Origin of the sequence: Mesorhizobium sp. B4-1-4 (genome assembly GCF_006439395.2) — a bacterium.
In the GTDB taxonomy this organism is placed as follows: Bacteria; Pseudomonadota; Alphaproteobacteria; order Rhizobiales; family Rhizobiaceae; genus Mesorhizobium.
On the sequence record NZ_CP083950.1, the window covers coordinates 2,533,066 to 2,553,706 of the forward strand.

Sequence of the window (20,641 nt, forward strand, 5' to 3'; positions counted from 1 at the left end):
CAATGAATCGCCTGGAGACACCAAAAGTGCGGCAGAAAATAGCTGATGATTTCGACCGCAAGATCCTGCATGAACTGCGCGCCGATGCGCGTATCACGAACAACGAGTTGGCGGAGCGCATCGGCCTGTCGCCGTCGCCTTGTCTCAGGCGCGTGCGGCGGCTGGAGGAAGCCGGAATTATCAAGGGCTACACGACGCTGGTCGATCCGGCTGCCTTTGGCTGGACCATGGTCGCCATCGCCACCATAAGGCTCGGCCGCCAGAACGAGGACGAGATCGTCATGTTCGAGGAAGCGATCCGCGGGTGGGACGAAGTGCTGGAATGCCACCTCGTCACCGGCTCACGCGACTATGTGCTCAAGGTTGTGACCGGCGGCCTCGACCAGTATGAGCGCTTCATCAAGGAAAAGATCGCGCGGCTGAAATGCGTCGCCTCGATCGAGACCAGTTTTGTCATGAACACCATAAAGGAACGGCGCCTCTGACCCTTGGTCGGAGGCGCCGCTCTGAAGATCGATCGTAGCGGGGCTACGCTTACTTCACAGCCTTGTCGGTGATGGCGGTGGTGTAGGCGCCGGTCGGTTCCTTGGTGATGATCTTCTGGTCGAGCAGGGCCTTGGCGGTGCGCTCGTAAGCCGCCGGGATCAGCTTGCCGTCGGCATTGTCGATCAGCTTGGCCACTTCCTTCATCATGAACTTCTGGTGGTTCTCGTCTTGACCGCCATTGTCCACGACGATGCCGGCCGCCTCGTCGGTATTCTCGGTCGCGTATTTCCAGCCCTTCATCGAGGCGCGCACGAAACGCACCATCTTGTCGGCGAAGGCTGGATCCTTGAGCTTGTCCTCAAGCGTGTAGAGCCCGTCCTCCAACAAGTCGTTGCCCATGGCCGAATAGTTGAAGACGATCAGGTCCTCGGGCTTGTAGCCGGCATCCAGCACCTGGCCGTATTCGTTGTAGGTCATCACCGAGATGCAGTCCGCCTGCTTCTGGATCAGCGGCTGCACGTCGAAGCTCTGCTTCAGCACGGTCACGCCGTCGGGGCCGCCATCGGTCTTGAGGCCGATCTTGTTCATCCAGGCGTAGAACGGATATTCGTTGCCGAAGAACCAGACGCCGAGCGTGTGGCCCTTGAAATCGGCCTCGGTCTTGATCGGCCCGTTCTTCGGGCAGACCAGTTCCATGCCCGCCTTCTTGAACGGCTGGGCGATGTTGACCAGCATCACGCCCTTGTCGCGGGCCGCGAGCGCCCCGCCCATCCAGTCGACGATGACATCGGCCCCGCCGCCGGCGATCACCTGTTCGGGCGCGATATCAGGGCCGCCCGGCTTGATGTCGACGTCGAGGCCTTCAGCGTCATAGAAGCCCTTGGCCTTGGCGACATAATAGCCGGCGAACTGGGCCTGCGTGACCCATTTCAACTGCAACGTCACCTTGTCGGCGGCGATTGCCTGGAACGCGGCCAGCGAAAGCGCGCCGGCCAGAAGTGGAATAAGAAGTCTTTTCATTTTTTTTACCCTCTGAAGTTGGTGCCCTGAACCCACCGCCCCTATCCACCACGGACAGAGGGATGCCAAAACGTGACGGCCCTTTCGACAAGGGCGACCACGCCATAAAAGACCGAACCCGCAAGTGCTGCAACTGCGATTTCAGCCCACACCATATCGATGTTCATCCGCCCGACCTCGGTCGAGATGCGGAAGCCCATGCCGACGACGGGCGTGCCGAAGAACTCGGCGACGATGGCGCCGATCAGCGCCAGCGTCGAGTTGATCTTCAGCGCGTTGAAGATGAAGGGAGCGGCGGCCGGCAGCCTGAGCTTGATCAGCGTCGGCCAGTAGCCCGACGCATAGGTGCGCATCAGGTCGCGCTCCATATGGCCCGACGCCGCAAGCCCGGCGACCGTGTTCACCAGCATCGGGAAGAAGGTCATGATGATAACGACCGCCGCCTTGGACTGCCAGTCGAAGCCGAACCACATGACCATGATCGGCGCCACGCCGATGATGGGCAGCGCGGAAACCATATTGCCGATCGGCAGCAGGCCACGCCGCAGGAACGGCACCCGGTCGGCTAGGATCGCGGTGATGAAACCGGCGCCGCTACCGACGACGTAACCGAAAAGCACCGCCTTGAAGACGGTCTGCCGGACATCGGCACCGAGTATCGGCAGCGAGTTGACAATGCGCACGCCGACGGCGCTCGGCGGCGGCAGCAGGATGAAGGGAATGCCGGCGCCCCGGGTCACCGCCTCCCAGATGATCAGGATCCAGGCGCCGAAAAATGGCGGAATGATGAGGCGCAGCAGGTTCCGGGACCAACCTGTCGTCGGACGAAGCCCGGACAGCACCGCCACGCAACGCCATCCGAGCAGCCAGGCCGCGATGAGCAGCAGGAAATACGGGGCCAGTGCCGTGCCTTCGAAACCGGCAATGCCCGAGATCAGCAGCCAGGCGACGAGATGGGCGCCGACGAACAGCACCACGGCCTCGCCCAGCGATGGCAACCTGACCATCGAGATCAGCGCCGCCACGATCGCCAGGCCGAGCATCAAACCCTTCGTCCCGAGATAGGGATAATTGATACTGGCAGCCGTATCCGCGAGTGCTGCCGCCTCGGGCTTCGACATCGCGCCAAGCGTGACCGCGATCAGACACAGCACGATCGCCAGCACGGCTTGCCAGGAGGGTTTCAACCAGCTCATGCCGGCCTCCCGCCCATGGCGCGGTCGACGAGGCGGCCGGCGATGCCGACCACCATGACCAGAAGCGCCGCCACGATCGAACCCGCGACCAGCGCCGACCAGATGTCGATGGACTGGCTGTAATAAGCGCCGGCGAGCAGTTTGGCGCCGATGCCGGCGACAGCACCGGTCGGCAGTTCGCCGACGATAGCGCCGACCAGGCTTGCCGCCACCGCCACCTTCATCGAGGTGAACAGGAACGGCACAGAGGCCGGGACCCGCAACTTCCAGAAGGTCTGGGCGCGGCTGGCATTATAGGTGTGCATCAGGTCGAGATGCATGATCTCCGGCGAGCGCAGCCCCTTCACCATGCCGACCGTCACCGGGAAGAACGACAGGTAAGTCGAGATCAGCGCCTTCGGGACAAGGCCGGTGATGCCGACCGCCGCCAGCACGACGATGATCATCGGCGCCACCGCCAGGATCGGGATGGTCTGCGAGGCGATGATCCAAGGCATAAGGCTACGGTCGAGCGTCGTCACATGCACGATGCCGACGGCGATGACGATGCCGAGCGCCGTGCCGAAGGCAAAGCCGAGCAGTGTCGAGGACAGCGTCACCCAGGCGTTATAGATCAGGCTGCGGTTCGAGTTGACAGGCCGCAGGAAGGTGTTCTGGAAGAAGTTCACCGCCACCTGATGCGGCGCCGGCAGCGTCGGCTTGGGCTGCGACAGCGTTTTGCCGATGAATTCGACGGCGCCCGGCGTCACGTTGGCCCGGCTGTCGATATCGCGCTGAAACGGCGCATTGAGGATGACGGCGAAAACGTACCAGAGCACGACGACGCCGGCCAGGATCGAGGTCACCGGAACGAGCTTGTCGCGGAAGCTATCCATGGCGATGTCCTCCTCTCAGCGGTACTGCGCTACGCAGCGCGCTCTTCGTCATACTAGGGCGGAGCAGGCGCGAAGCCGCCTGCGCAGACCCTAGGATCCATGCCGTGACGTCGATCGAGGGGTGTGAGCGGTCGAAAATGTTCGCCTTCCGAGGCGCGACGGAAGGTGCCCCGTTCTGCGCCGATGCGGAACGCGGAGGGAACGGCATGGATCCTAGGGTCTGCGCCGCGTCGCTTCGCTCCTTGCTCCGCCCTAGGATGACGAAATCGCCATGGACGGCTCGCGTCACGCAGGCGGCTTCGCGCCTGCTCCGCCCCAGGATGACGAAGGCGTGGTTGCCGACTTGCTGGTCAGGGCGCTCAATCATCATAGCTGTGCCCTGCCCTCAAGCCGTCGCGCACCCGCGCCGCGATCGCCAGGAACTCCGGGCTCTCGCGGATGTCCAGCGGCCGCTGCTTCGGCAGCGTCGATTCGATGATGTCGCTGACGCGGCCTGGACGGGGCGACATGACAACGATGCGCGTCGACAGATACACGGCCTCCGGAATGGAATGGGTGACGAAGCAGATGGTCTTGTTCGTCCGCTCCCACAGCTGCAATAGCTGCTCGTTGAGATGGTCGCGCACGATCTCGTCCAGCGCGCCGAACGGCTCGTCCATCAACAGCAGGTCGGCGTCAAAGGCCAGCGCACGAGCGATCGAGGCGCGCTGCTGCATGCCGCCGGAAAGCTGCCAGGGATATTTCTTCTCGAAGCCCGAAAGGTTGACGAGATCGAGCGTGCGCTTGATCCGTTCCACCTGCTCCGCCCTGGACAGGCCCATGATCTCCAGCGGCAGCGCGACATTGCGCTCGATGGTGCGCCACGGAAACAGTGCGGCGGCCTGGAAGACATAACCGTAGGCGCGCTTCTCGCGCGCCTGTTCTGCCGTCATGCCGTTGACCGATATCGTCCCGAACGTCGGCTTCTCCAGGTCGGCAATGACGCGCAGCAGGGTGGTCTTGCCGCAACCCGACGGGCCGATGAAAGAGACGAACTCACCCTTGCCGATGGTGAGATCGATATTGGACAGCGCCTGCACCGGCCCGTCATTGGTCTGGAAAGTGAGGCCAAGTTTGCTTGCCGCGACGACGGCTGGCGAAATCCCTGTCATCGGTGGGTGCCTGCCTTGTCCGGCCCCTGCGGCGCCGGCCGGATTCCGATTGCTTTTATCGCGATGTTGTTTTCCACTCGCCCAGTCCCATTGAATTTGTCCCACTCGATTGACGCCCGGAGTTTTCCCGATGTCGCCCAAACGGACATGCCATCTTATCCGCCCTGAAAGCACTTATGAAGGCAAGCAGGGATTGACCTATTTCGCCGGTATTGCCACGGAATCGGTCGGCTCCTCCGGTATCTGCATGCACGTGCTCACCATGCCGCCCGGCGCCCGCGCCAAGGCGCATCTGCACGAGAACCATGAAACCGCCATCTACGTGCTCTCCGGCGAGGTCCATACCTGGTATGGCGACCGGCTCGAGCACCATATCGTCGTCAAGGCCGGCGACCTGTTCTACATTCCGGCCGGCGTGCCGCATTTGCCGGCCAATCTCAGCAACGCCCCCTCTTCGGCCGTCATTGCCCGCACCGATCCCAACGAACAGGAAAGCGTCGTCCTGCTGCCGGAGCTGGATGCGCTGGTTGCGTGACACCGGGACAAGGCGTGGAGGCCGCGCAATCACTTCAGGCCGGTGCTGCCCCTCATCCGCCTGCCGGCACCTTGTCCCCGTATAGGGGCGGGGAGAAGGGATCTCAGCGCAGCCTCGGCGATCTCTCTGGAAATTGGCGAAATCCTTGGCGACGGCGTCCTTCTCCCCGTCCCTATACGGGGAGAAGTGCTCGACAGGGCGAGGAGGGGCGGCGCCGATTTCGGCGATCATCGGCACCCGGAGACTTCGCCCATCACATTGCCGTCCTCTCGACGACAACGAGCCGCCTGGCCACCTCATGGCCGTTCCTGTTGATGCAGCCATATTTGTCGCCATAGGGTTTGGACAGGTCGATGCCGGCCGCTGAAGCGTGGCCGCCAGCCAGGACGAGAACGCCGGTAAGACGAAGCTTCGCGTGCCTCACCTCAAACCCCGGTCGCCGGAATGCCTGTGCGTTCGACCTTGCGCGGCGCTGTGATCTCTTTCCATGTCGACAGTGCGCGGTTGACCGCGGCGTTCGGCTCGCGGCCGACGAATTGGCCGTGGCCGGGCCGGGCCTTGACCTCCGCCTCCTCGATCGACAGTTCGCCGCGCGAGAAGACGAAGCGCGGCAAGCCTGTCACCTCGACGCCTTCGAACACGTTGTAGTCGATGACCGACTGCTGCTTCTTCGAAGAAATCGTCTTCTTGCGCTTCGGATCCCAGACGATGATGTCGGCATCGGCGCCTTCGACGATGGCGCCCTTCTTCGGATACATGTTGAGGATCTTGGCAATGTTGGTCGAGGTCACAGCGACAAACTCGTTCATCGTCAGCCGCCCGGTGTTGACGCCCTTGGTCCACAGCACCGGCATGCGGTCCTCAAGCCCGCCGGTGCCGTTGGGGATCTTGGTGAAATCGCCGACGCCGAAGCGCTTCTGCTTGGTGGTGAAGGCGCAATGATCTGTCGCCACCACCTGCAGCGAGCCCGCCTGCAGGCCGGCCCACAGCGAATCCTGGTGCAGCTTGTTGCGGAAGGGCGGGCTCATTACGCGGCGCGCCGCGTGGTCCCAGTCCTTGTCGAAATATTCGCTCTCGTCCAGTGTCAGGTGCTGGATCAGCGGCTCGCCGAACACCCTCATGCCCTTCTGGCGCGCGCGGCGGATCGCCTCGTGGCTCTGCTCGCAGGAGACATGCACGACGTAGAGCGGTACGCCCGCCATGTCGGCAATCATGATGGCGCGGTTGGTCGCCTCGCCCTCCACTTCCGGTGGGCGCGAATAGGCATGGCCCTCGGGGCCGTTGTGGCCGGCGGCTAGCAGCTTCTGCGACAAGGCCGCGACCACATCGCCATTCTCGGCATGCACCAGCGGCAGCGCGCCAAGATCGGCGCAGCGCTGGAACGAGGCATACATCTCGTCGTCATCCACCATCAGCGCGCCCTTGTAGGCCATGAAGTGCTTGAACGAGGTGATGCCCTTGTCGACAACGGTCGCCATCTCGTCGAACACCTGCTTGCCCCACCAGGTGATCGCCATGTGGAAGGAATAGTCGCACGAGGCCTTGGATGTCTTGTTGTCCCACATCTGCAAGGCTTCGAGCAGCGATTGCTGCGGCGCCGGCAGGCAGAAATCGACCACCATCGTCGTGCCGCCGGCGAGGGCCGCGCGCGTGCCGGATTCGAAATCGTCAGCCGAATAGGTGCCCATGAACGGCATTTCGAGATGGGTGTGCGGATCGATGCCGCCGGGCATCACATAGCAGCCGGTGGCGTCGAACTCGTGGTCGCCATGCAGTTCCGAGCCGATGGCAACGATCTTGCCATGCTGCATCAGCACATCGGCCTTCCACGTGCGGTCGGCGGTGACGATGGTGCCGTTTCGGATGACTTTGGTCATTTTTGTTCCCTTGTTTCTCTTCGCGCTTCTTAATGAGCTGCGTTTGAAAGGTAATCTCTAAGCTCACTCCACGATGACCGCCGTCTCCACCACCGCGTGGAACAGCACGTCGGCGCCGGCGGCGGCCCATTCCTTGGTGATTTCCTCGGCCTCGTTGTGGCTGAGCCCGTCGACGCAAGGGCACATCACCATGGCGGTGGGCGCGACGCGGTTGATCCAGCAGGCGTCGTGGCCGGCGCCGGAGACGATGTTGCGGTGCGTGTAGCCGAGCCGTTCGGCGGCGTCGCGGATCGCCTTGACGCAGCCCTTGTCGAAGGTCACGGGATCGAAAGCGCCGACCTGCTCGATCTTGTATTGGATATCGAGCGCGTCACAGATCGTGTCGATGCCTTCGCGGATGCGACCGTCCATGGCGTCGAGCACTTCCTTCTCCGGCGAGCGGATGTCGATGGTGAAGACGGTGCGCCCGGCAATGATGTTGCGCGAGTTGGGGTAGACTTCCATATGGCCGACGGCGCCGACGGCGTCGGGCTGGTAGTCCATGGCGATCTCGTGCACCAGTTCGATTACCCGCGCCATGCCGAGCCCGGCATTGCGGCGCTTGGGCATGGGCGTCGAGCCGGTATGCGCCTCCTTGCCGGTCAGCGTCACCTGCAGCCATTTCAGGCCCTGGCCGTGGGTGACGACGCCGATGTCGATGCCTTCGTCCTCAAGGATCGGGCCCTGTTCGATATGCAGTTCGAAGAAGGCGTGAATCTTGCGGTCGCCGACCTTCTCGGTGCCCTTCCAGCCGATGCGCTCCAGTTCTTCGCCGAATTTCTTGCCGTTCTTGTCCGTATGCTCGTACACGTCGGCCTGTTCGAGCACGCCGGCGAACACGCCCGACGCCATCATCGCCGGTGCGAAGCGCGCGCCTTCCTCGTTGGTCCAGTTGGTGACGACGATCGGATGCTTGGTCTTGATGCCGAGGTCGTTGAGCGAGCGCACGACCTCGAGCCCGCCGAGAACGCCGAGAACGCCGTCATACTTACCGCCGGTCGGCTGCGTGTCGAGATGGCTGCCGACATAGACCGGCGGCAGGCTGGGATCGGTGCCTTCGCGGCGGGCGAACATGGTGCCCATCTCGTCGACACCCATTTCCAGCCCGGCTGCATCGCACCAGCGCTTGAACAGATACCGGCCCTCGCCGTCCTCGTCGGTCACGGTCTGGCGATTGTTGCCGCCGGCAATGCCGGGGCCGATCTTCGCCATCTCCATGATGGAATCCCACAAACGGTCTGAATTGATTCGCAGATTCTCGCCGGGTGCGGCCATTCAAAGTCCTTCCATTTCATATTCTGGATGGGCGGCGGTTCCCATCGCCGCCCGCCTAGATAAAGGCAATATTAGTCTATTATTAGTCTATTGACCTCAGCACTTCACGCACATGGTCGATCAGTTCATTGATCTGACCCTTGGTGATGATCAGCGGCGGCGACAGCGCGATGATGTCGCCGGTGGTGCGGATCAGCGCGCCGCGCTCGAACGCCTTGACGAAGGCCGAGAAGGCACGCTTGGTCGGCTCGCCGGCGATCGGTGCCAGTTCGATCGCGCCGATCAGGCCGATGTTCCTGATGTCGATGACATGCGGCTCGCCCTTCAGCGAATGCAGCGCGTCTTCCCAATAGGGTGCCAGTTCCTCGCCACGGGTGAGCAGGCCTTCTTCCTTGTAGGTGTCGAGCGTGCCGAGTGCGGCGGCGCAAGCAACCGGATTGCCCGAATAGGTGTAGCCGTGGAAGAACTCGATCATGTGCTCGGGGCCGGTCATGAAGGCGTCGTGGATTTCCTTCTTCACGAACACCGCGCCCATCGGGATGACGCCGTTGGAGACACCCTTGGCGGTGGTCATGATATCGGGCGTGACGCCGAAATAATCGGCGCCGAACGGCGCCCCGAGACGGCCGAAACCGGTGATGACCTCGTCGAAGATCAACAGGATGCCGTGCTTGGTACAAATTTCGCGAAGCTTCTGCAGATAGCCCTTGGGCGGCAGGATGACGCCGGTGGAACCAGCGACCGGCTCGACGATGACGGCGGCAATGGTCGAGGCGTCATGCAGGGCAACGATGCGCTCCAACTCGTTGGCGAGCTCCGCGCCATATTCCGGCACGCCTTTGGAGAAGGCGTTCTTCTCAGGCAGATGCGTATGCGGCATGTGGTCGACGCCGCCAAGCAACGTGCCGAACATCTTGCGATTGCTGACGATGCCGCCGACCGAGATGCCGCCGAAATTCACACCGTGATAGCCGCGCTCGCGGCCGATCAGACGGGTGCGCGAGCCCTCGCCCTTTACGCGGTGATAGGCGATCGCCATCTTCAGCGCCGTCTCGACGGATTCCGAACCGGAATTGGTGAAGAACACATGGTCCATGCCCTTGGGCGCGATGTCGATCAGGCGGTTCGCCAGTTCGAACACGATCGGATGGCCCATCTGGAAGGCCGGCGCGTAGTCGAGCTCGGCGGCCTGGTGCTGGATCGCCTCGGTGATCTTCGGACGGCAGTGGCCGGCATTGACACACCAGAGGCCGGCGGTGCCGTCCAGCACCTTGCGGCCATCGCTGGTCGTGTAATGCATATCCTTGGCGGACACGAACATGCGTGGCGCCTGCTTGAACTGCCGGTTTGCCGTGAACGGCATCCAGAATGCGCTGAGATCGTTCGGCGTGACTTTCAGCCGGTTGGACATGACCAAGACTTCCCCTTGTAACCTGTTTCGGTGCGTCCAACGCTTGGTCTTTGCCGCGCTTTCATGCTACGCAAATTTTTGACCGATTGGACAAACGTTAGCACCGCCCTGTCGGCGGTCAAGGGATTACTAGCGGAAATGCGGCTCCTGAAGTGCGTTCCACAGGCTGGGGAAAAACTGGTCCAGAGAATTGGTCCAGATAGACGTCAACACGGGGGTCCGCAACGGTGAACACCGGCACGGAAGCCCCACGCCGCACCCGCATTCAGCAGGAAAAGCGCGAACTGATCCTGGAGGCGGCGCTCGAGGTGTTCTCCACCAACGGCTTCCGCGGCTCGACCATCGACCAGATCGCCGAAGCCGCCGGCATGTCGAAGCCCAACTTGCTCTATTATTTCCGCCGCAAGGAAGATATTCACGAGACTTTGATGCAGCGCCTGCTCGACACCTGGCTGGCGCCGCTCCGGGAACTCGATGACATCGGCGATCCCATGACCGAATTGCGCAGCTACATCAGGCGCAAGCTCAAAATGGCGCGAGATTTTCCCCGCGAAAGCCGGCTGTTCGCCAATGAAATCCTGCAAGGCGCGCCGCGCATCATGCCGCTCTTGGCCGGCGAGTTGAAGACACTGGTCGACGAGAAGGCCGCCGTCATCAAAGGCTGGATGCGTGCCGGCAAGATCGCCCGGACCGACCCTTGGCATCTGATCTTCTCGATCTGGGCGACCACGCAGCACTATGCCGATTTCGACGTCCAGGTCCGCGCCGTACTGGGGCCGAACCGCGGCGGCGACGGCCGCTTCGAGGACGCGGCGCGCTTTCTGGAACAGTTGTTCCTCGATGGGCTGAAGCCAAAAGGCTAGCGTCTCATCAGAACGGCCTAGCAGACGAGACCAACTCACCAGTCACCGACTTACCAGTGATTTGGTTGTTACCGACCGTTTTGGTTGTTACCGACCGTAAGGATTGGCCGGGGCATCCATCATTTCGTCATCCACGGGCGGAGCAAGGAGCGAAGCGGACGCGGAGACCCGTGGATCCTGTGTGTTTGTTCAGTGCTATGATCAAAGTGGGAAGGAGGCTGAGAGGATCCTGGTCGTCCTTTGACGGATAGGCCGCGGCACTGCGGCGGGATCAGTTGGAGATCAGGCCGGGCCAGAAGGCGAACAGCAGCAGCCCAGCGACGATTGCGTAACCGACCGCGAGGTGGACTGCTTTCATGACGGGGCGGCCCATCTCCCGGGCTCGCTTAGGGTGCAGAGGATCGTAGATGACGTCGACCGCGGCACCGATAGACCGTGTCCTGCCATTAACCGGCAGATAGGATTCGAAACGCCAGGTTCGTCCGGAGCGATCGGCGAATTCTATGATCGGGTTGTCCGAATATTCGCCAGACTTATCGATGTCCACCACCGTGCCGGTGGCAAAGATGCCGCGCCGCTTGAGGACAAAACCGCCATAGCTCTGCACGCCGATGGGCGCCAGGAAGAAGACGCCGCACAGGAAGCACCAGATCTGTAAGTCGCTTGGATGCCAGCCAACGGCTTCCGCGATCACGCGGAACGGAAACAGCGCCTGATGGAAGACCTCCGAAATGCGTGCCCAGAATGCGGTCCAGCCTTGCTCCATGCCCGCTCCACTCGTGAACCCGCGATTTTCATACAGGATAATCGCGACCGAGCGATTAACACGGGGCGGCGTCGATTGCGCCGAGTTCCCCGGCCCGCTCGGAAGTATTGCCTATGAAGCGTCAGGCCCGCTCAGCGTGACATTGAAGCCGCTTATGTGCTGCCCGGTGTCAGGGCCTTGATGGTCCCCCAGAAATCGGCTGCATCGACCGCTTCCTTCAAACAGCTGGAGCGCCGCCCGCCTTGGCGGCGCTCCTGGGCAATCGGGCAATCAGGCCGCCTTGGCGGCCGGCATCGGATGAATGGCGTGGAACGGAATGCAAAGCCTGTTCCAGGTGTTGATCATGCCGAGCGCGACCGACAGCTTGACCAGTTCCTCTTCCGAGAAATGCTCGAGGGTCCTGGCATAGAGTTCGTCCGAAACACCATTGTTGGCGATCAGCGTCACCGCCTCGGTCCAGGCCAGCGCGGCGCGTTCACGCTCGGAAAACAGCGGCGATTCCTTCCAGGCCGCGACCAGATAGAGCCGCTGCTCGGTCTCGCCATCGCGGCGAGCCTCGCGGCTGTGCATCTCGACGCAGAACGAGCAGCCATTGATCTGCGAGGCTCTGAGCTTGATCAGGTGCAGCAGGCTCACCTCCAACCCGCATTCGTCGACCGCCTTGTTGAGCGCCATCACCGCCTTCATGACCTCCGGCGCCTTGGCGAAGAACTGTATCCTCTGTTTCATCGTGTTGTCCTTTCACATCGATTGGGTTTTAGATTTGCTTGATGGAACCGGATTTCTGCGGCCGCTGGTGGCGCTCAACGAAAGCGCAGCTCGCTGCAATCGACCGGGGATCGCCTTCCTCGGCGAAATTGGCCACGACGTCGGACAGCTTGGTCTCGGCAAGCGCGGCCCGATAGGCCCTCTCCGCCTTCAGCATCGCGGCGTTGATGCCGCAGGGTTTGACATAGGCCGAGGCATCCAGCTTGACCGGACCATTGCGGCGGATTTCGCCGCAGCGGAAAGCCGGCTCGCGCCCTTCGACCGCCAGCACGATATCAAGCAGGGTGATGCGTTCAGCCGGCCGCGCCAGCCGGTAGCCGCCGGTTGGCCCAGGCACCGATTCCAGGATGCCGGATGAAGTCAGCATGTTGAGATGCTTCAGGAGATAACTCGGTGAAAGGCCAAAGGATTCCGCCAGCGCGGCGCCTGGAATGGTGCTGTTGCCTTCGACGCTCGCCAGCGTGGCCGCGCAGTGGATGGCCGCTTCAACGCCCTCGCCAAGCTTCATGATGCCGATCTCCTATTCATGGATATAATTTATCATGGATATGCCTTATCTGCAATAGGCCGATAGGTAGCGTTATGAGAGAAGGTTTTCTCGGAGAAAGGACCTGTTTTCGAGCCCAGACGCCACTCCAATTCGGCGCTGGCGCTGCCCCTCACCTGCTTGCCGGCACCCCTCTCCCCGTATAGTGACGGGGAGAGGGGTGCCGTCGTGAGAGCTTTCGCCAATCTCCGACGTTGAGGAAAAGGAGCCGGCGTCGCGGCCAGCCCTTTCTCCCCGTCTCTATACGGGGAGTTGAGAAGTGGGCCGCGCAGCGGACGAAAAGCCAATTGCTTGGCTTTTCGAACGACGAACGTCCGGCAGGACAATGAGGGGGCAGCGCCAACCCACAAATTGAAGCATTACGAAAATCGCCCCGTGCAAAGACGGGGCGACTGACTCAACCGACGTTACGACCAGCAGCCGCTACTCCGCTGCCACCTTGGCCATCGGGTTGTTCGGGTGTGTGGTCCAGTTGGCGTAGACCGGCGACACCGGCTTGCCGGTGCGTTGGTCCATCGCGCCGGCTGCCAGCGGCTCCATGGTGATGCAGTTGTCGACCGGACAGACGTTGACGCAGAGATTGCAGCCGACGCATTCGGCCTCGATCACCTCGAAATGCCTGACGCCGTTGACCATGCTGGTGATCGCCTGGTGCGAGGTGTCCTCGCAGGCGATGTGGCAGCGACCGCATTTGATGCAGGCATCCTGGTCGATATGCGCCTTGGCGACATAGTTGAGGTTGAGATATTGCCAGTCGGTGACGTTGGGCGTGGCGCGGCCAATAATGTCGTCGAGCGAGCGGTGACCCTTCTCGTCCATCCAGTTTTCGAGACCGGCGATCATCTCCTGGACGATCTTGAAACCGTAGGTCATCGCCGCCGTGCACACCTGCACATTGCCGGCGCCGAGCGCCATGAATTCGGCGGCGTCCCGCCAGGTGGTGATGCCGCCGATGCCCGAGATCGGCAGGCCGCGTGTTTCGGGATCGCGCGCGATTTCGGCCACCATGTTCATGGCGATCGGCTTAACCGCCGGACCGCAATAGCCGCCATGCGAACCCTTGCCGTCGATGGTCGGCATCGGCGCGAAATTGTCGAGGTCGACACCGGTGATCGAATTGATGGTGTTGATCAGCGACACCGCGTCGGTGCCGCCGGCATGTGCTGCCCGCGCCGGCTTGCGGATGTCGGTGATGTTGGGCGTCAGCTTGGTGATGACCGGCATGCGCGTGTACTGCTTGCACCAGCGCACCACCATTTCGATATATTCCGGCACCTGGCCGACGGCCGCGCCCATACCGCGCTCCGACATGCCATGCGGGCAGCCGAAATTGAGCTCGATGCCGTCGGCGCCGGTCTCTTCGACCAGCGGCAGGATGGACTTCCAGCTTTCCTCGACGCAAGGCACCATGATCGAAGCGATGAGCGCGCGATCGGGCCAATCCATCTTGACCTGCTTCATCTCGCGCAGATTGGTCTGCAGGTCGCGGTCGGTGATCAGTTCGATATTGTTGAGGCCGAGGAGACGGCGGTCTGCACCCCAGATCGCGCCGTAGCGCGGGCCGTTGACGTTGACGACGGGCGGACCTTCCTCGCCCAGCGTCTTCCAGACGACACCGCCCCAGCCGGCCTTGAAGGCGCGGATGACATTATAGGCCTTGTCAGTCGGCGGCGCCGAGGCCAGCCAGAACGGATTGGGCGATTTGATGCCGACGAAATTATTACGGATGTCTGCCATGCTCACGCCCTCCCGTTAAAGGTCAGTGCCCGGTGGATGGACTCGGCCGCATCGCGCCCTTGCGCCACGGCCGAGACGGTCAGGTCGTCACCACCAAAAATACAGTCGCCGCCGGCCCAGACCTTGGCGAGCGAGGTGCGCCCTTCCGCATCGACCTTGATGCGGCCGGCTTCGAGTTCGATCAATTCTCCGCTGCCGTTGAGGGCGGCCGGGACAAAGCTCTGGCCGATGGCCTTGAACACCTGGTCGGCGACGAGCGTCAGCGTCTCGCCGGTGCCGACGAGCCTGTCGCCCTTGAGCGCGGTGTATTCGAGTTCGATTGCCGACACCTTGCCGCCGTCAGCGACAACCCGCTTCGGCTGCAACCAGTGGCGGATGGTGACGCCGTTCGCGGCCGCCAGATCCTGTTCGAATTCGGAGGCGTTCATGTGCTCCTGGCCGCGCCGGTAGCAGATGGTCACCTCTTCCGCGCCAAGCAGCTTCGATTGCACGGCGGCGTCGATCGCCGTCATGCCGCCGCCGATGACTACGACGCGGCGACCAACCGGCAGGCCCGAGAGATCGCTAGCCTGCCGCAGTTCGGCGATGAACTCCACCGCATTGGTGACGCCGGAGGCATCCTCGCCATCGGCCCGCAGCGCGTTGACGCTGCCAAGCCCCATGCCGAGGAACACCGCGTCATAATTGCGGATCAGGTCGGAGAGCTGGTAATCGCGGCCCAGCGCCTTGCCGTTCTGGATGTCGATGCCGCCGATCGCGGTGACGTAGTCGACCTCGGCCTGCGCGAAATTGTCGACGCTCTTGTAGGCGGCGATGCCGTATTCGTTGAGGCCGCCGGCTTTCGGGCGCGCCTCCAGGATGGTCACGTCATGGCCATGGCGGGCGAGCCGGTGCGCGGCGGCTAGACCGGCTGGGCCGGCGCCGACCACGGCGACCGTCTTCCCCGTCGCCGCTGTGCGCGGATAAAATTGCTTGTTCTCGCCCATCGCGATATCGGTGGCGTAGCGCTGCAGCCGGCCGATCTGCACCGGCTTGCCTTCCGCCACTTCGCGAACGCATACTTCCTCGCACAGCGTCTCGGTCGGGCAGACGCGGGCGCACATGCCGCCAAGAATGTTCTGGTCGAAGATGGTCTTGGCCGACCCGATCGGGTTGCCGGTCGATATCTGGCGGATGAACAGCGGGATATCGATCGAGGTCGGGCATGCATTCATGCACGGCGCGTCGTAGCAGAAATAGCAGCGGTCGGATTCGACCAGCGCCTCGTGGTGATCGAGCGGCGGATGCAGGTCGGAAAAATTGTCCGCATACTGATCGGGCGAAAGTCGTCCGCCGGCAATGCCTTCCTTGAACTGGCCTTCTGGCATTTTCAGTTCCCCATGGTTTTTCGTTTTGGGGAAGGCTAGCACGTTTTATTTTTTTATCAATTGGTCAATTTTCTGGGTAAGTCGCTGAAAAACTTCGATAATAACATGACTTATTTACTCATGTTATCGGCTGAAATCGGGCGATCCGTAGCATCGCGGACGAAACACCTTACTCAACGGCCTATCTTTGCGCAAAGTTGTCGGATTTCCGTCTCGAAGATCGTCCTATGATGGATCGAAACACGATCGACGCACAAAGGTGAGGAGACCGACAATGCCGAAATCCCCAATGCCCTTCTTCTGGTACGAGCTGATGACCACGGACCTCGACGCCGCCGAGGCATTCTACACCAAGGTTGTCGGCTGGACGGCGCAGCCCTTTGACAAAGCTCCCGGCATGCCGCGCTACATCGTCATGAATGTCGGCGAGCGAGGCGTCGGCGGCCTGATGACGATACCCGAGGACGCGGCCAAGATGGGCATGCCGCCCGCCTGGCTGGGTTATATCCATACCAGGGACGTCGATGCCGCCACGGCATCGCTGCAGAAAGCTGGCGGTACCGTTCATCGCCAGCCCGACGACATTCCAGGCGTCGGCCGCTTCGCCGTCGTCGCCGATCCGCAAGGCGCGACCTTCATGTTCCTGCAGCCGAACGGTCCGGACCAACCCGTCGTGCCGGCCGCGACGCCCGGTCATATCGGCTGGCACGAGCTCTACACGTCGGATTGGAAGGCCGCATTCGATTTCTATTCCAGCCAGTTCGGCTGGGCCAATGCCGGGGATTTCGACATGGGGCCGATGGGCATCTATCAGACCTTCACGGCCGGCCCCGAATCCGGCGGCGGCATCATGAACAAGCCGGAGCAGATCCCGGTGCCGGTCTGGCAGTTCTATTTCAACGTGACAGCCATCGACGCGGCGGCCAAACGCGTGACCGACAATGGCGGCAAGGTCCTGATGGGGCCGATGGAGGTCCCCGGCGGCAGCTGGATCGTGCAGTGCCAGGATCCGCTGGGCGCCCATTTCGCGCTGATGGCGCCGGGACGTTAAGGGAACTGCGACGGCTCGCACGAACAGACGGCCATTCATCACGTCGCCGACGAACGGCGGTCCCGGCTGGCGCCCGTTATTCCGGCGCCAGCACGGCGACCTTGAGATCAGCTTTCTTCGCACCGCTGAACTGGAGGGTGGCCTGGCCGGCAGCAAGCTTGAAGCGCACGCTCTTGCGGATACCCGGGCAAGTCTTGACGCCGCTGTAATCTGCCGATCTCACGGCCTTGCCATCCTGGATGACATCGATCCAGGCCTCGCCCGACAGGCTTATCTGGATGCTCCCTTCGGGCGGCACGGCCACACTCGCGACGGCGCCAAACGTGCCCGGCGCTGGCGCATGCTCGGGCCGCATCGCGAAGCCGGCCTTCTCGACCGGCACCAGTGCGAGATCCGCTGCCGCACCGAGCGCCAGCGTTGCCCCCGACGGCGTTGCCGGCGCCGCGGGAAACAGCGCCTGTTCGCGCGTCACCGGCCATTTGAAGGCCTCACACCCCGCGTCCTCGGCCATGACGGCGGTCGTCGCCGCCAGCATGGCTGCAAAACCAAGAACGAGTGTCTTCATGGCGGGACTCCATAGGACCAAATGGCGGATCGGGAGAGATTTGCGCCAACTATAGCGCCACGATGCAAGATGACCAGTGCAACCAATCGGTTCGCTTCGCCTTCTTTGTCTGCCCAATCATGTCCTCCTCACCGACAATTGATACCGGTGCGAACGTTGTGAATGGTCCGGCTTTCGGGGATGCTCTATGGCCGGGCCGGGAGGGACAAGACGGAGTTCTAGATGAAGCTTTTCGAAGGTCTTGCCAGATACCAGCCGCAGGCGCTCGGCGTGCTGCGCATCATGACCGCGCTGCAGTTCATCGAACATGGCAGCCAGAAGCTGTTCAACTTCCCGGCAAGCGCCCAAGCCCACGCCCTCACCGGGCTGACCACGACTGCCGGCATCCTTGAATTCGCCGGCGGCATCCTGCTGGCGCTTGGCCTGTTCACCCGTCCGGTCGCGTTCCTCCTGGCCGGCGAAATGGCAATCGCCTATTTCTCGGCGCACATGCCGCGCGACTTCTTCCCGGTCAACAACAGCGGCGACGCGGCGGTCTCGTTCTGCTTCATCTTCCTTTATCTCGTCTTTGCCGGCGCCGGAGCCTTCGCGCTCGACAACCAACGCAACGCATGATGCCCCCGTGCGGGGGTGAACCTCACCCCCGCATCCGTTCGAAATTCGCATCGAACAGTGGCGTGGCCTGGATGCGCGCCGCATGCCGCTTGCCCAGCAACTCGATTTCGAACCCGTCGCTCTCGTCGGCGATCTCCTTCGGCACATAGCCTACCGCGACGGATTTTTTGGAATGATGCGCGTAGCCGCCGGAGGTCACCCAGCCGCGCACCGCGCCGCCGAACCAGATCGGCTCGTCGCCGATGACATCGGCATCGTCGGCCTCGACGATGAAAGTGCGCAGGCGCAGCTTGCCGCCCTGCTTGCGCTCGGCGAGTGCCGCCGCCTTGCCGATGAAATCGGCCTCCTTCCCATAGGCAACGAAGCGGTCGAGCCCGGCTTCCAGCGGCCCGTAGATCGGCCTGTATTCGCGTCCCCACGAGCCGTAATTCTTCTCCAGCCGCAGCGCGTTGAGCGCGCGTGAACCGAACAGGCCGATGCCGAATTCCGCGCCGGCCGCCATCAGCGCCTGGAACGCCGCACGCTGATAATCCGGCGCCACCCAGATCTCGTAGCCGAGGTCACCGGTGTAGCTGACGCGGCCGACAAGGCATGGCGCCATGCCGATATCCATTTTCGCGACCGCCATGAACGGAAACGCTGCGTTCGAGACATCCGCACGGCTGACCTTGACCAACACATCCCGCGCTTTCGGCCCAGCGACGGCGAGGCCGGTGAGTTTCGCTCCCAGCGCTTCGATGCGCACCGAACCGTCCTTCGGCAGATGCGCCTCGAACCAGCGCATGTGGTATTCCTCGGCGATGCCCGAGCCGGCGAGGAACCAGCCATCGGCTCCGAGATTGGCCAGCGTGAAATCGCCGATCAGTCTGCCGTCGTCCTTCAGCATCGGCGCCAGCGTCATGCGGCCGGGCTTCGGCAGTTTGCAGGCAAGCATCCGGTCGAGCCAGGCCGCCGCCCCCTCGCCCGTCACCTTGTATTTGGCGAAGCTCGAAATCTCCGACAGGCCGACACCATTGCGCACCGTTGCGACCTCGCTGGCGACATGGGCGAAATCGCTCGAACGGCGCCATGAGAACTCGTCCTTGACGCCCTCCGGCGCATACCAGAGCGGCACTTCCAACCCGTAGGCGACGCCCCATTGCGCGCCCCGGGCCGACAACAGGTCGTAGACCGGAGTTGTCTTCAGCGGCCGTCCGGCCGGCAATTCCTCATTGGGAAAGCGGATCGAGAAGCGCCTGGAATAGTTCTCCCGCACCTTGGCGTTGGTGTAGGCCATCGTCGCCCAGTCGCCGTAGCGCGCCACATCCATCGCCCAGATATCGGCGCCGGGATCGCCCTCGATCATCCAGTTCGACAGCGCCAGGCCGACGCCGCCGCCCTGGCTGAATCCCGCCATCACACCGCAGGCGACCCAAAAGCCCGGCAGGCCGCGCACCGGCCCGACCAGCGGGTTGCCGTCGGGCGCGAAAGTGAAGGGCCCGTTGATGATCTGCTTGATGCCCGTGTTCTGGAAGGCCGGGAAATGCCGGAAGCCGACCTCCAGCGACGGTGCGATGCGGTCGATGTCCGGCGCCAGCAATTCATGGCCGAAATTCCACGGCGTCTGGTATTCGGACCATGGCTTGTTGGCCTTCTCATAGGTCCCCATCAGCATGCCGCCGCGCTCCTGGCGCAGATACAGCTCACCGTCGAAATCGACCGCGTGGATGATCTCGGTGCCTGTCTTGGCGTTCCAGTCGGCAACCTCCGGCATGTCCTCGGTGATCAGGTACATGTGCTCCATGGCCAGAACCGGCAGTTCGAGCCCGACCATCCGGCCGACTTCGCGTGCCCACAGACCGCCGGCATTGACGACATGCTCGGCCACCACCTCGCCCCTGTTGGTGATGACGCGCCACATCCCGTCGGGCCGCCGCACGATGTCCTCGACCTTGGTGAAGCGCTCGACCTCGGCGCCGAGCTTGCGCGCGGCCTTGGCATAGGCGTGCGTCACGCCCGAAGGGTCGAGATGGCCGTCCTCCTTGTTACGGACCGCTCCGACGAACTGCTTGGGGTCGAGCAGCGGCATCAATTCGGCCGCCTCTTTCGCCGAGATTTCCTCGAGGTCGATGCCGAGATAACGGCCCTTGGCGACGACACCGCGCAGCCAGTCCAGCCGCGCCTCGGTCGCGGCGAGCAGCACGCCGCCTGTCAGATGCACCCCGGTCGCCTGACCGGAGAGCTCCTCGATCTCCTTGTAGAGGTTGATGGTGTATTTCTGCAGCTTGGCGACGTTGGGGTCGCCGTTGATCGTGTGCATGCCGCCCGCCGCGTGCCAGGTCGAACCGGAGGTCAGTTCGTCGCGCTCCAGGAGCACCACGTCGGTCCAGCCGTGGCGGGCAAGATGGAACAGCACGGAACACCCGACGACACCGCCGCCAATGACCACGACCTTTGCATGCGATTTCATGGATTTTTCTCGTTAGTTCAGTGAGTTGAGAAGAAGGAGTGAATCGGA

20 protein-coding genes are annotated in these 20,641 nt (G+C 62.7%); 5 read left to right on the forward strand and 15 right to left on the reverse strand.

Annotated elements, in window-relative coordinates; all coding sequences use genetic code 11:
* The first annotated feature begins 26 nt into the window (after nucleotides 1-26).
* Nucleotides 27-485 carry an Lrp/AsnC family transcriptional regulator gene (locus FJW03_RS12300; RefSeq protein WP_140608124.1) on the forward strand — a complete coding sequence of 153 codons (459 nt, stop codon included), beginning with the start codon at nucleotides 27-29 and terminating at the stop codon, nucleotides 483-485.
* 49 nt (nucleotides 486-534) lie between these two features.
* Here FJW03_RS12300 and FJW03_RS12305 read toward each other — a convergent pair whose 3' ends face one another.
* The 4 genes from FJW03_RS12305 to FJW03_RS12320 all read right to left on the reverse strand — a co-directional run bounded on the left by FJW03_RS12305 (nucleotide 535) and on the right by FJW03_RS12320 (nucleotide 4,728).
* Nucleotides 535-1,506, reverse strand: a complete 972-nt coding sequence (locus FJW03_RS12305; protein ID WP_140608126.1) for an ABC transporter substrate-binding protein — start codon at nucleotides 1,504-1,506, stop codon at nucleotides 535-537.
* A gap of 41 nt (nucleotides 1,507-1,547) precedes the next feature.
* Nucleotides 1,548-2,702, reverse strand: coding sequence for an ABC transporter permease (locus FJW03_RS12310; protein ID WP_226890638.1), 1,155 nt, complete (start codon nucleotides 2,700-2,702; stop codon nucleotides 1,548-1,550).
* Nucleotides 2,699-3,577 carry an ABC transporter permease gene (locus FJW03_RS12315; protein ID WP_140765140.1) on the reverse strand — a complete coding sequence of 293 codons (879 nt, stop codon included), beginning with the start codon at nucleotides 3,575-3,577 and terminating at the stop codon, nucleotides 2,699-2,701. Before FJW03_RS12315 ends, FJW03_RS12310 begins: the two co-directional genes overlap by 4 nt.
* A gap of 359 nt (nucleotides 3,578-3,936) precedes the next feature.
* Nucleotides 3,937-4,728, reverse strand: coding sequence for an ABC transporter ATP-binding protein (locus FJW03_RS12320; protein ID WP_140766991.1), 792 nt, complete (start codon nucleotides 4,726-4,728; stop codon nucleotides 3,937-3,939).
* A gap of 130 nt (nucleotides 4,729-4,858) precedes the next feature.
* Here FJW03_RS12320 and FJW03_RS12325 point away from each other — a divergent pair, with 130 nt between their 5' ends.
* Nucleotides 4,859-5,263, forward strand: a complete 405-nt coding sequence (locus FJW03_RS12325; protein WP_140766990.1) for a cupin domain-containing protein — start codon at nucleotides 4,859-4,861, stop codon at nucleotides 5,261-5,263.
* Nucleotides 5,264-5,516: 253 nt separating this feature from the next.
* Here FJW03_RS12325 and FJW03_RS12330 read toward each other — a convergent pair whose 3' ends face one another.
* The 4 genes from FJW03_RS12330 to FJW03_RS12345 form a co-directional block, all read right to left on the reverse strand.
* Nucleotides 5,517-5,687, reverse strand: coding sequence for a hypothetical protein (locus FJW03_RS12330; RefSeq protein ID WP_181173356.1), 171 nt, complete (start codon nucleotides 5,685-5,687; stop codon nucleotides 5,517-5,519).
* A 1-nt stretch (nucleotide 5,688) separates the two neighbouring features.
* Nucleotides 5,689-7,140 (reverse strand): dihydropyrimidinase, encoded by a 1,452-nt coding sequence (hydA, locus tag FJW03_RS12335; RefSeq protein ID WP_140766989.1) that lies wholly within the window; start codon nucleotides 7,138-7,140, stop codon nucleotides 5,689-5,691.
* Between the two features lie 63 nt (nucleotides 7,141-7,203).
* Entirely contained in the window at nucleotides 7,204-8,454 is a 1,251-nt protein-coding gene (locus FJW03_RS12340) for a Zn-dependent hydrolase (protein WP_140766988.1), read from the reverse strand.
* Nucleotides 8,455-8,536: 82 nt separating this feature from the next.
* A complete protein-coding gene (locus FJW03_RS12345) occupies nucleotides 8,537-9,865 on the reverse strand; it encodes an aspartate aminotransferase family protein (protein ID WP_140766987.1) in 1,329 nt (442 codons plus the stop codon).
* A gap of 227 nt (nucleotides 9,866-10,092) precedes the next feature.
* Here FJW03_RS12345 and FJW03_RS12350 point away from each other — a divergent pair, with 227 nt between their 5' ends.
* Entirely contained in the window at nucleotides 10,093-10,728 is a 636-nt protein-coding gene (locus tag FJW03_RS12350; protein ID WP_140766986.1) for a TetR family transcriptional regulator C-terminal domain-containing protein, read from the forward strand.
* 271 nt (nucleotides 10,729-10,999) lie between these two features.
* On the opposite strand, the gene FJW03_RS12355 is transcribed toward FJW03_RS12350, so the two are convergent.
* From FJW03_RS12355 to FJW03_RS12375, 5 genes are all read right to left on the reverse strand, one after another.
* Nucleotides 11,000-11,494: a DUF3592 domain-containing protein gene (locus FJW03_RS12355; RefSeq protein WP_140766985.1), complete on the reverse strand. Its 495-nt coding sequence runs from the start codon at nucleotides 11,492-11,494 to the stop codon at nucleotides 11,000-11,002.
* A 270-nt stretch (nucleotides 11,495-11,764) separates the two neighbouring features.
* Entirely contained in the window at nucleotides 11,765-12,223 is a 459-nt protein-coding gene (locus FJW03_RS12360) for a carboxymuconolactone decarboxylase family protein (RefSeq protein ID WP_140766984.1), read from the reverse strand.
* 28 nt (nucleotides 12,224-12,251) lie between these two features.
* Entirely contained in the window at nucleotides 12,252-12,770 is a 519-nt protein-coding gene (locus FJW03_RS12365) for an RrF2 family transcriptional regulator (RefSeq protein WP_140609128.1), read from the reverse strand.
* 462 nt (nucleotides 12,771-13,232) lie between these two features.
* Entirely contained in the window at nucleotides 13,233-14,546 is a 1,314-nt protein-coding gene (preA, locus tag FJW03_RS12370) for an NAD-dependent dihydropyrimidine dehydrogenase subunit PreA (RefSeq protein WP_140699422.1), read from the reverse strand.
* Nucleotides 14,547-14,548: 2 nt separating this feature from the next.
* Nucleotides 14,549-15,913 (reverse strand): NAD(P)-dependent oxidoreductase, encoded by a 1,365-nt coding sequence (locus FJW03_RS12375; RefSeq protein ID WP_140766983.1) that lies wholly within the window; start codon nucleotides 15,911-15,913, stop codon nucleotides 14,549-14,551.
* Between the two features lie 274 nt (nucleotides 15,914-16,187).
* On the opposite strand from FJW03_RS12375, the gene FJW03_RS12380 reads away from it, so the two are divergent.
* Nucleotides 16,188-16,964 (forward strand): VOC family protein, encoded by a 777-nt coding sequence (locus FJW03_RS12380; RefSeq protein WP_140766982.1) that lies wholly within the window; start codon nucleotides 16,188-16,190, stop codon nucleotides 16,962-16,964.
* Nucleotides 16,965-17,040: 76 nt separating this feature from the next.
* On the opposite strand, the gene FJW03_RS12385 is transcribed toward FJW03_RS12380, so the two are convergent.
* Nucleotides 17,041-17,529, reverse strand: coding sequence for a hypothetical protein (locus FJW03_RS12385; RefSeq protein ID WP_140766981.1), 489 nt, complete (start codon nucleotides 17,527-17,529; stop codon nucleotides 17,041-17,043).
* A gap of 222 nt (nucleotides 17,530-17,751) precedes the next feature.
* Between FJW03_RS12385 and FJW03_RS12390 the strand changes: the two genes are divergently transcribed.
* Nucleotides 17,752-18,144, forward strand: a complete 393-nt coding sequence (locus FJW03_RS12390; protein WP_140608947.1) for a DoxX family protein — start codon at nucleotides 17,752-17,754, stop codon at nucleotides 18,142-18,144.
* 22 nt (nucleotides 18,145-18,166) lie between these two features.
* Here the strand turns inward: FJW03_RS12390 and FJW03_RS12395 are convergent, their stop codons facing one another.
* A complete protein-coding gene (locus tag FJW03_RS12395) occupies nucleotides 18,167-20,593 on the reverse strand; it encodes a GcvT family protein (RefSeq protein ID WP_140766980.1) in 2,427 nt (808 codons plus the stop codon).
* Nucleotides 20,594-20,641: the final 48 nt, after the last annotated feature.

Bases quoted from the DNA above. Each gene is read 5' to 3' on its own strand.
- FJW03_RS12305 (WP_140608126.1), bottom strand. From the start codon at position 1,506: ATGAAAAGACTTCTTATTCCACTTCTGGCCGGCGCGCTTTCGCTGGCC.
- FJW03_RS12310 (WP_226890638.1), bottom strand. From the start codon at position 2,702: ATGAGCTGGTTGAAACCCTCCTGGCAAGCCGTGCTGGCGATCGTGCTG.
- FJW03_RS12315 (WP_140765140.1), bottom strand. From the start codon at position 3,577: ATGGATAGCTTCCGCGACAAGCTCGTTCCGGTGACCTCGATCCTGGCC.
- FJW03_RS12320 (WP_140766991.1), bottom strand. From the start codon at position 4,728: ATGACAGGGATTTCGCCAGCCGTCGTCGCGGCAAGCAAACTTGGCCTC.
- FJW03_RS12325 (WP_140766990.1), top strand. From the start codon at position 4,859: ATGTCGCCCAAACGGACATGCCATCTTATCCGCCCTGAAAGCACTTAT.
- hydA (WP_140766989.1), bottom strand. From the start codon at position 7,140: ATGACCAAAGTCATCCGAAACGGCACCATCGTCACCGCCGACCGCACG.
- FJW03_RS12340 (WP_140766988.1), bottom strand. From the start codon at position 8,454: ATGGCCGCACCCGGCGAGAATCTGCGAATCAATTCAGACCGTTTGTGG.
- FJW03_RS12345 (WP_140766987.1), bottom strand. From the start codon at position 9,865: ATGTCCAACCGGCTGAAAGTCACGCCGAACGATCTCAGCGCATTCTGG.
- FJW03_RS12355 (WP_140766985.1), bottom strand. From the start codon at position 11,494: ATGGAGCAAGGCTGGACCGCATTCTGGGCACGCATTTCGGAGGTCTTC.
- FJW03_RS12360 (WP_140766984.1), bottom strand. From the start codon at position 12,223: ATGAAACAGAGGATACAGTTCTTCGCCAAGGCGCCGGAGGTCATGAAG.
- FJW03_RS12365 (WP_140609128.1), bottom strand. From the start codon at position 12,770: ATGAAGCTTGGCGAGGGCGTTGAAGCGGCCATCCACTGCGCGGCCACG.
- preA (WP_140699422.1), bottom strand. From the start codon at position 14,546: ATGGCAGACATCCGTAATAATTTCGTCGGCATCAAATCGCCCAATCCG.
- FJW03_RS12375 (WP_140766983.1), bottom strand. From the start codon at position 15,913: ATGCCAGAAGGCCAGTTCAAGGAAGGCATTGCCGGCGGACGACTTTCG.
- FJW03_RS12380 (WP_140766982.1), top strand. From the start codon at position 16,188: ATGCCGAAATCCCCAATGCCCTTCTTCTGGTACGAGCTGATGACCACG.
- FJW03_RS12385 (WP_140766981.1), bottom strand. From the start codon at position 17,529: ATGAAGACACTCGTTCTTGGTTTTGCAGCCATGCTGGCGGCGACGACC.
- FJW03_RS12390 (WP_140608947.1), top strand. From the start codon at position 17,752: ATGAAGCTTTTCGAAGGTCTTGCCAGATACCAGCCGCAGGCGCTCGGC.
- FJW03_RS12395 (WP_140766980.1), bottom strand. From the start codon at position 20,593: ATGAAATCGCATGCAAAGGTCGTGGTCATTGGCGGCGGTGTCGTCGGG.